At 65.5% G+C, this 14,039-nt stretch carries 10 protein-coding genes; 5 read left to right on the forward strand and 5 right to left on the reverse strand.

The genetic code is table 11. The annotated features are described in order from the left end of the window. Positions 1-9: 9 nt before the first annotated feature. From G452_RS0116875 to G452_RS0116895, 5 genes are all read right to left on the reverse strand, one after another. Positions 10-3,429, reverse strand: coding sequence for an ATP-binding cassette domain-containing protein (locus G452_RS0116875; protein ID WP_022663447.1), 3,420 nt, complete (start codon positions 3,427-3,429; stop codon positions 10-12). Between the two features lie 127 nt (positions 3,430-3,556). Further along, positions 3,557-3,982, reverse strand: coding sequence for a hypothetical protein (locus tag G452_RS0116880; RefSeq protein WP_022663448.1), 426 nt, complete (start codon positions 3,980-3,982; stop codon positions 3,557-3,559). A gap of 4 nt (positions 3,983-3,986) precedes the next feature. Further along, positions 3,987-4,793 carry a hypothetical protein gene (locus tag G452_RS0116885; protein WP_022663449.1) on the reverse strand — a complete coding sequence of 269 codons (807 nt, stop codon included), beginning with the start codon at positions 4,791-4,793 and terminating at the stop codon, positions 3,987-3,989. A gap of 123 nt (positions 4,794-4,916) precedes the next feature. Beyond that, positions 4,917-5,261, reverse strand: a complete 345-nt coding sequence (locus G452_RS20185; RefSeq protein WP_022663450.1) for an STAS domain-containing protein — start codon at positions 5,259-5,261, stop codon at positions 4,917-4,919. Between the two features lie 155 nt (positions 5,262-5,416). Then, the gene (locus G452_RS0116895; protein WP_162141322.1) at positions 5,417-7,549 is read right to left on the reverse strand and encodes a SpoIIE family protein phosphatase; all 2,133 of its coding nucleotides are present in this window, start codon (positions 7,547-7,549) and stop codon (positions 5,417-5,419) included. A gap of 210 nt (positions 7,550-7,759) precedes the next feature. Here G452_RS0116895 and G452_RS0116900 point away from each other — a divergent pair, with 210 nt between their 5' ends. The 5 genes from G452_RS0116900 (at position 7,760) to G452_RS0116920 (ending at position 13,943) form a co-directional block, all read left to right on the forward strand. Further along, on the forward strand, positions 7,760-8,518 hold the full coding sequence (locus tag G452_RS0116900; RefSeq protein ID WP_022663452.1) for a substrate-binding periplasmic protein: 759 nt from the start codon (positions 7,760-7,762) through the stop codon (positions 8,516-8,518). A 63-nt stretch (positions 8,519-8,581) separates the two neighbouring features. Next, on the forward strand, positions 8,582-10,363 hold the full coding sequence (locus G452_RS20910) for a sensor histidine kinase (protein WP_051142093.1): 1,782 nt from the start codon (positions 8,582-8,584) through the stop codon (positions 10,361-10,363). Between the two features lie 27 nt (positions 10,364-10,390). Next, entirely contained in the window at positions 10,391-11,041 is a 651-nt protein-coding gene (locus G452_RS0116910; protein ID WP_027189361.1) for a Crp/Fnr family transcriptional regulator, read from the forward strand. Between the two features lie 176 nt (positions 11,042-11,217). Then, complete coding sequence (cooS, locus tag G452_RS0116915) at positions 11,218-13,095, forward strand: anaerobic carbon-monoxide dehydrogenase catalytic subunit (protein ID WP_022663453.1); 1,878 nt, start codon at positions 11,218-11,220, stop codon at positions 13,093-13,095. Between the two features lie 74 nt (positions 13,096-13,169). Further along, complete coding sequence (locus tag G452_RS0116920; protein ID WP_022663454.1) at positions 13,170-13,943, forward strand: ATP-binding protein; 774 nt, start codon at positions 13,170-13,172, stop codon at positions 13,941-13,943. The last annotated feature ends 96 nt before the right edge of the window (positions 13,944-14,039 follow it).

Here is a 14,039-nt window from a genome sequence, read left to right on the forward strand (position 1 = left end):
AACCGGGAATCAGCCCTTGTCCTTGCCGATCCTGTTGCGCAGCTTGGCCAGCCGCCGGGCGCGGCGGCCGAACCGCAGGATCTCCTCGCGCCAGTTCAGGGCGGCCAGGGTCAGCACGTTCATGATCAGGCCCATGCTCAGCAGCACGAGCGCGTTGTAGATCGTGGTGCTGCCCCAGACGTTGACGAAGGGCAGCATCTTCTGCGGCACGAACATGGGATACGGCAGGTTCCAGTCCTTCATGGCCCCTTCCAGCCCGGTTTCGGCCCGCGCCGGGTCGAGGTCCATCTGCTCGCGCACCAGCTCCTCGAACTTCTTCTCCCCCAGGGTCACGGCGTCATGGATGTTCTTGTTGCCGTACTTGTACTTGTGCGTCTCGCGGAAAGTCTCCAGCTCCGCCTCCAGGCGTGCGCGCTCCGCGGCCAGCCCCGGCTCCTCCGGGGTTCCCTGGGCATCGTGCAGCTCCAGCTTGACCTGCCGCAGCTCGTCCGAAAGCTCGGAGTGCCGCGAGTGGTAGCTGTTGTTGTTCTCCTGGAGCACCAGCAGCCCCTCGTAGGCCCAGCGCGATGGCATCATCTGGCAAATCTCGGGGATCGGGCTGTTCTCCACGATGGTCAGGCTCTTGTTCATCTTCTCGTATTCGATGAGCGCGCCGCCCAGGATGATCTGGGGCACGAGCATCAGGGGCACGATGTTCTGCGCGGCCCGGCCCGAAAGGCGCGGCAGCGAGGAGATGAACAGTCCCGCGGAAAGGCTCGTATAGGAAAGCAGCGTCAGATAGGCGATGTACGGCAGGGCCAGCTCGCGCACCTCCACGATGAGGAACCCCAGAAGCACGAAGAGCACGTTCTGGGCCAGTGCAAAGGGCAGAAGCACGAGCAGCTTGGCCGCGAGATAGGTCCGGCTGGTCATGTCCAGCATGCGCTCGCGCATGAACAGGGAGGAATCCCCGATGATCTCGCCCACGGAGTTGGTCATGGACAGGAACAGGGTCACGATCACGGCCACGAAGAGAAAGATGCCGAAGAGGTCGTTGGTGTAGAGCGAGTAGTCCCCCGCCGGGGTGTAGCGCAGGATGAAGCCCACGCCCGCTCCGAGCAGCGGCGCTTCCAGAAAGGTGATCAGCAGGTTGGAGCGGTCGCGGATCTTGCTGCGGTAGTTGCGGGAGAGCAGCGTGCGGAACTGCACGAAGCGCTCGCGCGCGCCGATGGCGGGCTTGGGCGGCAGGATGTCCGAGCTGGGCAGCTTGATGCTCGAAAGCCAGGCGTCGATGGCCGTGCTCTCGTACTCCCGCTTCCAATAGGCCGGGGAATATTTCCGCTTGCCGAGCACGCTGCCGTCGATGTCGCGCAGGGACTCCTCCAGGCTGTCCAGCAGGATGTTCGGCTGCACGGTCTTGCAGTTCGGACACTCCACCACGATGCGGCCCTTGCGCGCGTCGCGCTCCATGTGGCGCTTGAAGTATTCCAGCCCGGCATAGGCCGTGCCGTAGAAGGCCAGCTTGCCGCCGTGGTCCAGCAGCACGACCTTGTTGAAGCTCTTGTAGATCTTGGAGCTGGGCTGATGGATGACGCAGACCACGATCTTGCCGCGCAGGGTGATGTCCGCCAGCAGCTCGATGATTTTTTCCGAATCCTTGGACGAGAGGCCGGACGTGGGCTCGTCGAGCATGTAGATGTCCGCGTCCGTGAGCAGCTCCAGGCCGATGTTCAGCCGCTTGCGCTCGCCGCCGGACAGGGTCTTGTCCGTGGCGTCGCCCACGCGCAGGTCGCGCCGCTCGGTCAGGCTGATGTCGCTGAGGGTCACGTCGATCTTGGCGTTGAGTTCTTCCTCGCTCTTGTCCGGAAACCGCAGCTTCGCGTAATAATACAAATTTTCGTAAACAGTGAGATTCGCCAGCAGCAAGTCCTCCTGGGGCACATAGCCCAGGTGGTGCTTGAGCATGGAATATTCGTCGTGCAGGTCGTACTCGTCCACGCGCACCTGGCCGGAAGTGGGCTTTTCCAGCCCGCTCATGACCCGCAGGACCGTGGATTTTCCGCTGCCGCTGGGGCCCATGATCGCGGCCAGCTCGCCGTACTCGATGTCGAAGGACACGCCGTCCAGGCCCACGGTGCCGTCCTCGAAGACGTGGTGCAGCTTGTCCGCCACGAGCTTGTTGAAGCTGAACGCGGCCTTGCGCAGCCTGCCCGCCTCCAGGTCCAGGGTCAGGTAGTTGCCGTGCACGAACAGGGTGTCGCCGTGCCGCAGCTCCAGCGGCCCCCGGCTGGGCCGATTGTTCAGGTAGACCTGATAGGGGCAGTCCTGCGGGTCGAAGCGCACCCGGCCCCGCTCGCGGTCCACCCGGAACAGGGCGTGCCAGCGGTCCGGCAGCTCGTCATGGATGAAGAGGTCGCCGCGCACCGAGTTGCTCAGGCGGTATTCCTCGCGTCCGTCGTCCAGGGAAAGCTCCCGCTTGGCGTTCAGCGAGTAGAACAGCTCGCGCAGGTTCATGCGGAAGCCGTTGACGAAGATGTCGTCGTCCAGATTGACCTGGACCGCGTCGCGCACGAGCTGGTCGTTGACGTTGACCACGGCGAAGGGGTCGAGCATCTTCAGGCCGATGCGCGCGCCCCGGAACTCCAGCTTGAGCACGTCGTTCTCGCCCGGCTGCTCGCTGTAGCCCGGCTCCAGGTCGTTCTGGGTCACGTAGCGGTCCGCGTTCAGCGGGTTGACCTTGTTCTCGAAGTAGGCCTTGAGGTCGTGGTGCTTGAGCGAGTAGCCGTCGAAGAGAATGCGGTAGTTGTGGGAAACGCGCGTGGAGATGTTCTTGCGCAGCTCGTAGCCGTCCACCACGACTTCGTGGCCGTCGCACTTCTTGGTGATGCAGTAGAGGTTGCGGATCTTGTAGATCAGCACGTCCAGGCCGGGAAAGGGCAGATACACGTCGGCCGTTTCCAGGTCGCCGGTGACGCGCAGGGAGATGATGCTCGACCTGCGGAAGATTTCCGGGTCGGCCTCGGTGAGGCCGAAATTCGCCTCGATGAAGCGCATGTCCCACTCGGAAACCTGGAGCAGCTTGGCCATGGCCCTGGCCAGGCGGCGCTCCACGCTTTCGGCCGTATCCGCGATGATGAACTCGTAGACGATGATCAGGCAGTAGAGTTTTTCCTGATAGGAGAGCCGCCCGTCCAGGGTGCGGCAAACCGCGCCCAGGTCCAGGCTGCGGGAGAGGAATTCCTCGAACTGGTCGCGGAAATGGCTGACCACGTCCGAGGGGTAGAGGTGGCCGTAGAAACTATCGATGAAGTCGCGGCGCTGTTCCGAGACCTTTTTCCCGGCCTGGGCGATGAGCGCGAGAAGCTTGAGCACCTCTGCGGCGAGGCTGTCCTCGAAGTGTTCCTCGGTGCGGGAGCGACCGTTGCGGCGGCCTGGGGCTTGCCGAAGCATTCTTCTCCTGCCGTTCCGGAGTCTGCGCCGGGGCGGCGGCGCCACGGCCCGAAACTTCGGGCGCGCCCGGCCGGGGCGGAGGCCCCCGCCGGATCACGCCCGGATCAAAGTTCTTCGGAAGGCGCGGCTACTTGTAGCCGGCCAGGATGAACCAGTAGTCGAGATCCCCCTCGCAGTCCACGAGGGTGGCCTTGACGTGGAACGTGCCGCTCCACTCCGGCTTCACCGTTACGGACACGGGAATCCCCTTGCCCGAACTCTCGGCCACGACCTTCCAGTTCTCGTCGAACATCTGGAGCTTGATCTCCTTGACGCCGACATCGCCCTGGAAGTGGAAGAAATAGTCGATGCCCGTGGTCAGCTGGGTGTCGAAATAATAGGACTTGCCCTTGCCCAGCTCGCCGATCTGGATATCGTCCTTGACGCTGTATCCCTCGTTCTCGTACTTGAGCACCTGCTCGTAGGCAGGCTTGCGGATGTCCATGCGTCCGGCCAGTGCCAGCGCGGGAACGAGCAGGAGCGCCGCCAGGATTGCGATTGTGCGTGCCTTCATGTCCCTACCCTCTCTCGATCATGGCGACCAGCTCCGAGGAGATCTGGTTCAGGCGCTTGATGTTCTCCGCGGGAACCGGGTTGCGGTACCCGACGTTGACCAGCCGGCGCAGTTCGGGCAGGGCCGTGAGAATGGCCTGCACGGCCGGATTCCGCTTGGCTTCGGGCTCCATGCCGCTGAGCTGCTTCTCGAAGTAGTCCGCCAGATTGGGCTGGTAGAGAACCGAGGAGCTGTGTTCCGGATAGATGCCCTTGGCCAGCTGCTGGGAGGTGACGCGCAGGCCCTCGAGCCAGCCGCCCACCCGCACCAGCGTGGCCACGTCCTGGTCGCCGAGCTGGTCCATCTCCATCTCGATGAGGTAGCGCAGGGCGTCCAGCTCGTCGCGCAGCTCGTCCCAGCGGCCCTGGTTGGCCAGATCCTCGAAGGTCTTGCTGCGGTCGAGGATGGTCTCCTGGACCTGAAGTTCCTCGGCCAGGGTGATGACGATGACGATGACCTGTCCGAGCTTGGTCTTGTCCTCGGCCAGAATGGCCACGAGGCCGTCCGCAGCGCGCACGCCCAGGTTCATGGCGCGCATGTAGTTGTCCTGATAGTCGTACCGCTCGTTGAAGACGGCCGCCTCGTTCCAGTTGGTGTCCCCGAGCCTGTCGATGGCCAGAAACATTTCCGCCGGGGACGGCAGGGCCACGTTCAGGGAAAACTCCTTCTTCTCGGCCTCGGTGAGAGACTGCGAGAAGGCCGGGCCGGCGGCCAGCACGAGCTGGGCCAGCAGGACGGCGAGGAGAACAAGGGTGGTCGATCGCTTGCTCATGCGTATACCTCTGCTCGAATGTTCATCACAGGGCAATGCCGCGAAAAGGACGCGTACCCCGCCATAGTGGGGCAAGATACCAGTAGGGAATGGAAATGTAAAACGGCAAGGACGATTCCGTCGTCACTCCCCGCGCGCGCGGCTTGCGGCCGCCTCCGGGTCGTGCTCGATGGGAATCAGCTGCTGAAGCCCGGCGATGTGCATGACCTCCTCCACCAGCGCCTGAGGCCGATAGAGCACCATGCGCAGGCCTTTCCCGGCCAGAGCGCGGGCGTTGCGCAGCAACAGCCCCATGCCCATGGAAGCCATGAACGACACTCCGCCCATGTCCACGACCACGGAGCGTCCGACCTGGGCCACGCCCCGGGTGAAGGCGGACTCGATGTCCTTGATGCCCGCGGCGTCCATGCGCCCGGACAGGGCCACCCGGTTCAGCCCGTCGGCGTCTTCCAAGACAGTGAACTCCATTCCTCCTCCTTGGCGTCCCGGCGGCACGCGCCGAAAGACGTTCCGGCCCGACGGGCCGGATGCGCGCAAAAAGCCGCCGAGGCATTATGTATCCGGCTTTTCGGGGGAAGGCAACCGGGACGGGGAGAGTGCGCCATGTTCCCGGAAGAGAAAAATCAGGTCCGCTTGACCACGGCCAGGGTCACATCGTCTTCGCAGTGCGTGCCGCCGCGGAAGCTTTCCAGCGCGGCAAGCACGGCCTGGACGATCTCGGCGGCGCTCTTGTCCGCGTTGCGGCGGACCACGTCGAGCATCCTGTGGCGGCCGAAGGTTTCGCCCTTGGCGTTCATGGATTCCCAGACGCCGTCCGTGGCCAGCAGGGCGAACTGGCCGCGCCGGTCGAATCCGCGCTCCCGCTCCTCGAATTCGGTGTCCTCCAGAAATCCGAGGCTGACGCCCTCGCCGCGCAGTTCTTCGAATTCCCCGGTCCAGGGATCATAGAGCCAGGCGGGCTCGTGGCCGGCACGCACCCAGCGGATGCGCCCCAGCGCCGTGTCGAACTCCGCACAGAAAAGCGTCATGAACCGCCCCGTGGGGGCCACGTCCGCGTAGAGCTGGCGGTTGACCAGGGCCACGCGCTCGGCAAGCGAGCGGTGGGTTTCCGATGCGGCGCGAAGCATGGCCCGCACCGTGGCCATGAGCAGGGCCGGGGCCGCGCCGTGGCCGGAAACGTCTCCCACGGCGACGGCCATGCGCCGTCCCGCGTGGCCCGGCAGGGCAAAGGCGTCGTAGTAGTCGCCGCCCGTTTCGTCGCAGAAGAGAATGGTTCCGGCCACGTCCAGGCCGGGCATCTTGGGGGAGCTGCGCGGCAGGAGGTTCTGCTGCACCTCGCGGGCCAGGGCCATGGACCGGCTCAGGCGCATGTGGTCTGCGAGCTTGGGAACGGTCTCGTTGAAGGCCTCCACGAGCAGGTCACGCTCGTCCCCGGTATGCATGCGCAGCCGGGCGGTGAAATCGCCCCCGGCCAGCCGCTGCCAGGCGCCGACCATATGCGTGACCATGTCCGAAGCGCGCTTGGCCGCCAGGAAGGACAACAGCGCCGCGCCGCCCACGGCGGCCAGGGCCACGAGCAGGGCCGTGCTGCGCTGGTCCGCGGCGTGGGCGGCCACGTCCTTGCGCAGCTTGTCCGGAACGCCCATGGCCACGGTCTTGGGCACGACCAGCAGGAAGGCCGTGCTGCCCTCCACCGGGGCAAAGGCCCAGATGGACGGCCTGCCCGCGTAGTCGATCTCCATGCTGCCGGACTCCCCATTGCGGACCGACTCCACCAGCCGGTCGAACTTCGGGTCGTCCACGGGCTGCATCCAGCGGTATTCCACCGGCTTTTCCTCTTCCGGCTCACCCTGGTTGCGCGAATCGCGCTCCACCGTGATTTGCAGGCCGAGCTGCTTGCTGTCCGGGTTGATGCGCGCGCTGACCAGGAAGGAACGCATCTCCTCGGACCACTGGGAAGCCAGCCGGGCCTCCTGGAGAAACCAGCTCACCGGGGCTTCTATTCCGGCCACGCCCATGAAGCGCCCCTCCTGGTCGTAGAGGGGGCGGTTCAGGGCGATGAGCACCCTTCCCGTATTGCGGCTGTAGAGCAGCCCGGACCACTCGGTCCGCCCCGTGTCGCGGGCGCGGGCGTACCAGCCCGCCTTGCGCAGGTCCAGGCCGGGCGGATACCCGCCGAATCCGGGATAAGCCATGCTCACCCCGCTTTCCAGGGCCACGTAGACGCGGTGGGCCGCATAGCCGGAATAGGTGAAGATGTCCTGGCAGACGCCGAGCAGCTGGGAAAGCCGAGCCAGATCGGGCGCGGCCCGGCGCAGCTCCAGGCCCTGGGCCAGCAGGAAGACGGGATGCCCGAAGCTGACGGGCATGGGCTTGGCCTCGCCCGCGCTGGTCCGCCGGGTGTAGCGCCGGTCCTCGACAAGGTCGGTGGGCGCCCGCAGCGGCTTGTTGAAATCCTCCGAAAAATAGACCTTGGGCGCGCGGAGGAACGGCTGGGCAAAGGTCCGCTCCGCGTCCACCGCCAGGGAACGCAGGGCGAAGGTCAGGGCCGCGGTGCCGCGCAGCACGGACTTGGACGCGTTCTCGGCGTCCTGTTCCAGCTGCGTGGTGACCATGTGGGTGATTTCGGCCCCGGCCACGTCTGAAACCGTGCGTTCCAGACGCAACGCGCCGCGCTGCATGATGCCTCCGGCCAGAAAGAGCGGGCCGAGACTGATGCACAGCAGCGCGACGAAATATTTCCAGCGTATCGACACGGCGGGGCAGGCTCCCTTGCACCCGAAGCCCATGGCAAACGGGTCTGTTTCGAAACGACGGGAACCACGGGGAACGCATCTTGCGGGAGGCGATCCGGTTCCCGCCACAGAACTACCTTTCTTTGCTTCATGAAGCAATGACCGCGCACTGGTGTTTTCGCGCTGGACATGGCAAAATGAAACGTCCAACACGAGGGGTACGCCACGACGATGACCATTTCGCCCGCCAGGCTTTGCGCGCTTTCGCTCGCGCTCATGCTGCTCTGCGCCGCCGCGTCTTCGTTCGCCGCCGGGGAGCGTCGGCTGCGGCTGCTCACGGAGGACGGCCCGCCCTTCAACTTTCCCGGCTCGAGCGGCCCCCAGGGGTTTACCGTGGAGGTGGTCCGGGAGCTGCTCGCCCGTACGGGCTGCCAGGGCGAAATCACCTTCCTGCCCTGGCCCAGGGCCTACGACGAAACCCTCAAGAAACCGGACACGGTCCTCTTCACCATCACCCGCACTCCGGACCGGGAAGACCTGTTCCGCTGGGTCGGGCCCATCGCCTCCCTGACCTGGGCGCTCTTCGCCCTGCCGCAATCGAAACTGAAGCTCCGATCCCTGGACGAAGCCCGCGCCCTTTCGGGCATCAGCACCTACCGCGCGGACGTGCGCGAGCAATACCTGCGCGGACTCGGCTTCGCCAACATCCACAGCGCGGCCAATTTCGAGAACAGCGTCGAGATGATGCTCCAGGGCCACGTCCCGGCTGTCATCGCCGACACCCTCGGCATCTCGCACTATCTCCGGCAGCGGGGACTGCCGCAGGAGAGCGTGGAGAACATCTTCACCTTGAAGACCATCGACCTCTACATCGCCATTTCCCAGCGGAGCGACCCCGGCCTTGCCGAGCGCTGGCAGAACGCCCTCGAGGAAATGCGGCGGGACGGAACCAGCGAACGCATCCGCGCCAGATGGCTGTCCGGAAAATAGTTCCAAGGCTTTGACGCAACACGAGCAATGCAGTAACTTGCCCGCAATCCTTGTGAGGTATCAATGAACCGCCAATATCCGAAACGCTCCCTGTCCACGAACCTGACCATCAGCCTGGTGGCGGCCGTGGTCATCCTCGTGGCGACGCTGCTCGGCGTGCAGCACTGGAACATGGCCTCGCGCGCCGCATCGGAGCTGGAAGTCAAGGCGGACAACTACGCGGACGAGCTTGCGGAAATCCTGGCCATTCCCATGTGGACCCTGGACACCTCCAACGTCCGGCACGTGGGCCAGGTCTACGAGCGCAACGACCTCTTTTCCCGGCTGCGCATCACGGATTCGCGCGGTGAGGTGCTCTACCAGTACGAAGCCGACGACCGCAGCGCCGAGGAGATCTCCCGCACGCGGAGCATCACCTTCGAGGGGCACGTCATCGGCCACCTGGACATGGCCCTGTCCATGGCCACCCAGCGCAAGACCTCGCGGCAGCTCTTCTACGCCACCATGATCAACATCGCGGCGACCACGGCCGCCCTGCTCGCGGCCACGGGCATCCTGCTGCGCATCTTCCTGCGCCGCCCGCTCAGCGAGCTGGAATCCGCCATGGACCGAGTCGCCCAGGGCGACTTTTCCCGCCCCTTCACCGGACCGCGCTACACCGAGCTGGAACGCATCATCGACTCCTTCCACAAGATGTCCGCGACGATCCGGGCGCGGGAGGAATCCCTGCGCCGGGTCAACGAAGCCCTCTCCATCAGCGAACAGCGGCTGAACATGGCCATCACCGCGGCCAACGACGGGCTCTGGGATTGGAACATCCCGCGCAACGAAGCGTATTATTCGCCGCGCTGGTTCACCATGCTCGGCTACGAGCCGGATTCCCTGCCGCCCCATGTGGAAACCTGGGAAAATCTGCTGCACCCCGACGACAAGGAACGCGTTCTCGCGGAGCTGCAAGCCCATCTGAGAAAAAGCGAGGACGAATTCACCTCGGAATTCCGCATGCGCACCCAGGACGACGGCTACCGCTGGATCCTCACCAGGGGACAGGTTTCCGAGCGCGGAGCCCAGGGCGAGCCCCTGCGCATGGCCGGAACGCACCAGGACATCACCGACCGCAAGGAAGCAGAGGCCCTGCGCGAGGAACTCATCAACGAACTGGAAGAAAAGAACGCCGAGCTGGAGCGCTTCACCTACACCGTGTCCCACGACCTCAAGAGCCCGCTGATCACCATCAAGGGCTTTCTCGGCATGCTCCAGCGCGACCTGGAACGCGGAGACAAGGAACACATCGCCAAGGACATGGACCGCATCGGCCAGGCCGCGGACAAGATGCAGCAGCTCCTGGACGAGCTGCTCGAACTCTCCCGCGTGGGCAGGCTGAACAACCCGCCCGAAAACGTGAACCTGGAAAAGCTGGCCCATGAAGCCGTGGAATTGGTGGCCGGGCAGATTTCCGAGCGCGGCGTCAAGGTCGACATCCAGACCGGCCTGCCCACGGTGCGCGGCGACCGGCCGCGCCTGCTGGAGGTCTTCCAGAACCTCGTGGACAACGCCACCAAGTTCATGGGCGACCAGCCCCAGCCGCACATCGAGATCGGACTGCGCCACGACAAGGGCCAGGAAGTCATCTACGTCAAGGACAACGGGCTGGGCATCAAGGAGCAGTATTTCCAGAAGGTCTTCGGGCTGTTCGACCAGCTCGACCAAGGCAAGGGAGGCACGGGCATCGGCCTCGCCCTGGTCAAGCGCGTCATAGAAACCCACGGCGGGACCATCTGGGTCGAATCCGAGGGTCCGGGCCGGGGCGCGACCTTCTGCTTCACCCTCAAGGGCGTCGATTGACGCCGGACGCCCCCCGCAGGACAGCGAATGAAGTTCACGGACGTGAACCTGCTCGAAGAGCTGGAAAAGCCCGAATACGCCGAACTCAAACGGCGCTTCGCCCTGCGGACCTTTCCCAAGGACGCCCTGGCCTTCCACCCCATGGACGGCAAGAGCCGCGTCTTCGTGATCTGCTCCGGCCGGGCCAGGGTCTACCTCAGCTATGAGGACAAGGAATTCACCCTGGCCATCCTCGGACCGGGCGACGTCTACAGCACCCATACCCGCGCCGGGGTCCAGGCGCTCTCCCCCCTGGAGCTGCTCGTCACGGACGCGGCCACCTTCCGCCGCAGCCTGACGGCCTTCCCGGAAATGACAGGCACCATCATCCGCGTGCTCGGCGGCGTGCTCAGCAGCACCTTCGGCATCATCAGCGGCCTGGTCTTCAAGGACGCCAGCCAGCGGCTGGCCGAATTCCTGCTCGCCGAGGCCGAGGCGTCCCAGGAGTCCGACGAGACCGGCGTGGTCATCCGCTCCGGACTGACCGTGGAACAGCTCGCCCAGCTCGTGGGCTCCACCCGTCAGACCGTCTCCACCCTGCTCAACGACATGATCCGCTCCAAGGTCATCGAACGCCGCGCGCGCGGCGAATTCGTGATTCTCAGCCCGCAGCGCCTGCGTGAATACCTGGGCAGCTAGCATACTTTTTCGCATTTCGTAACACTATCGTTTTATTTTTTGCCGTTCCGCAATTTTCCGCCCTGTTTTGTCGCCTAGCCGACAGACCTCTCCGGGATTTTATCCTAGGATCATTCCATGGATGTCCAATCCCCGGCTGCTTGGCCGGAAAACCAAGGTTCGAGGAGGTTGAAGGCATGGCAAAGGAACCGAGAAAGCTCGACGAGCTGACCCTTTGGGACGATGCGAAGCTGATGATCGAAAAAGCCAAGGCCGACGGAGTGGAAACCGTCTGGGACCGGCTTGAGCAGCAAACCCCGCACTGTACGTTCTGCGAGAAGGGCACGACCTGCAACAAATGCGTCATGGGCCCCTGCCGGATCAGCGACAAGAAGCCGCGCGGCGTTTGCGGCGCTGACGCCGACCTGACCGTGGCCCGCAATTTCGGCCGCTTCGTGGCCGCCGGAGCCGCCTCCCACTCGGACCACGGCCGCGACCTCGTGGAAACCCTGCTCGCGGTGGGCCGGGGCAAGACCCGCGACTACGCCATCCGCGACGAGGAAAAGCTCCGCAGAATCGCCGCCGAGGTGGGCATCGACGTGGACGGCCGCGAGGCCAAGGACGTGGCCCGCGACCTCGCCGAGACCTTTGTCCAGGACTTCGGTTTCGCCACCGAGGGCCTCAGCTTCATCTGCCGCGTTCCGGAGAAGCGGCGCGCCCTCTGGAAAAAGCTCGGCATCACCCCGCGCGGCGTGGACCGCGACGTGGTGGAGATGATGCACCGCACGCACATGGGCGTGGACAGCGACGCCGTGAACATCTGCCTGCACGCGGCGCGCGTCTCCCTGGCCGACGGCTGGGGCGGCTCCATGATCGCCACGGAAATCTCCGACATTCTCTTCGGCACGCCCACGCCCCGCAGCGCCAAGGTCAACCTCGGCGTGCTCCGGGCCGACCAGGTCAACATCCTCGTGCACGGCCACAGCCCCATCGTCTCCGAGATGATCCTGGCGGCCGCGCGCGACCCGAAGATGCTCGCAAAGGCCAAGGACGCCGGAGCCTCCGGCATCAACATCGCCGGACTCTGCTGCACGGGCAACGAGCTGCTCATGCGCCAGGGCGTGCCCATCGCGGGCAACCACCTCATGACGGAACTGGCCATCGTCACCGGAGCCGTGGAAACCATCGTGGTGGACTACCAGTGCATCATGCCCAGCCTCGTGCAGGTGGCGCACTGCTACCACACCCGCTTCGTAAGCACCTCGGACAAGGCCAAGTTCACGGGCGGCGACCATGTGGAATTCCACTACGACAACGCGCGCGAAAAAGCCCTGGAAGTGGTCGGCGAAGCCATCGAGCGCTTCAAGCTGCGCGACCCCGCAAAGGTTGACATTCCCTGCGATCCGGTGGAAATCACCACCGGCTTCTCCAACGAGGCCATCCTCGGCGCGCTCGGCGGCACCCCCGCCCCGCTCATCGAGGCCATCAAGGACGGCAAGGTGCGCGGCGTGGCCGGCATCGTGGGCTGCAACAACCCCAAGCTGAAGCACGACCACTGCCACGTGACCCTGGCGCGCGAGCTGATCAAGCGCAACGTGCTCGTGCTCGCCACGGGCTGCGCCACGGTGGCCATGGGCAAGGCCGGGCTGCTCATGCCCGAAGCCGCGTCCGAAGCGGGCGAAGGGCTGGCCGCGGTCTGCCGCAGCCTGGGCATTCCGCCCGTGCTGCACGTGGGCAGCTGCGTGGACAACGCCCGCATCCTGCACATCTGCGGCGTGCTGGCCAACGCGCTCGGCGTGGACATCGCCGACCTGCCCGTGGCCGCCAGCGCCCCGGAATGGTATTCGGAAAAAGCCGCTGCCATCGGCCTCTACGCCGTCGCCAGCGGAATTTATACGCATTTGGGCCTGCCGCCGCACATTACCGGCAGCGAGACCGTCACCTCCCTGGCCCTCGAAGGCCTGGAAGGTGTCGTTGGCGCAGTGTTCGCGGTGGAACCCGACCCTGTGAAGGCCGCTGATCTCATGGACACCCGGATCAGCATCAAGCGAAAGGCCTTGGGGCTCTCGGACTAGGCTCCGGGGCGGTCCGGCCCGGCTGGACCGCCCTTTTCCCTTTTCGCCCTGTTCTCTCCCGCGCGGAGGTTTCCATGAAGCTCGCATTCGCAGGCAAAGGCGGCGTGGGCAAGACCTCGCTCACGGCCTGGATCGCCGATTATCTCGCCCGCCGGGGCAAAAACGTCTGGATGGTGGACGCGGACACGGCCCTCTCCCTGGGCCAGGCCTCCGGTCTCGCCGCGGCCGACCTGCCCGTGCCCCTGGTCCTGCGCGAAGATCTCGTGCAGGAGCGCATCGGCGCCGGGTTCATGAATCTCAATCCCGAAGTGGGCGACCTGCCCGAACAGCTCGCCGTGGACGTGCCCCTGGGCGGCCCCGCGCCGAAGGGCGTCACGCCCGGACGCAAGCGCCTGCTCGTCATGGGCACCGTGGCCGGGGCCGGAGGCGGCTGCGCCTGCGCGGCCAACGCCCTGCTCAAGGCCCTGCTGCACCACGTGGTTCTGGAGCGGGACGAATGGGTGCTCGTGGACCTGGAGGCGGGCGTGGAGCACCTCGGACGCGGCACCGTGGCCTCGGTGGACGGGCTGGTGGTGGTCAGCGAGCCGAGCCTGCGCGGGCTCCAGACCGCGGCCGAGGTCGGGCGGCTGGCCACGGAAATGGGCCTGCCCCGCCAGGGCCTCGTGCTCAACCGCCACGACTCCGGCGCCGAGCCGCCCGCCCTGCCCGGCCTGCCCCGGCTGCTCGCCTCGGTCCCGGTGCTGCCCGGCCTGGTGGCGCGGCAGTTCGCCTCCGCGTCCGTCCTGGGCCTGCCGGAATCCAATGCTCTGGACGCCCTGGCCCACGACGTGATCCGGGCCTTCGAATAACTGAAATGCAAATGCGGGGGAAAACCTTTCTGCGAAAGGTTCTTCCCCCGCGCCCCCTTTCCAAAGCCTTTCACGGGCCGGAGGCAGGATGCCTCC

The organism is Paucidesulfovibrio longus DSM 6739 (assembly GCF_000420485.1).
GTDB classification, from domain to species: domain Bacteria; phylum Desulfobacterota; class Desulfovibrionia; order Desulfovibrionales; family Desulfovibrionaceae; genus Paucidesulfovibrio; species Paucidesulfovibrio longus.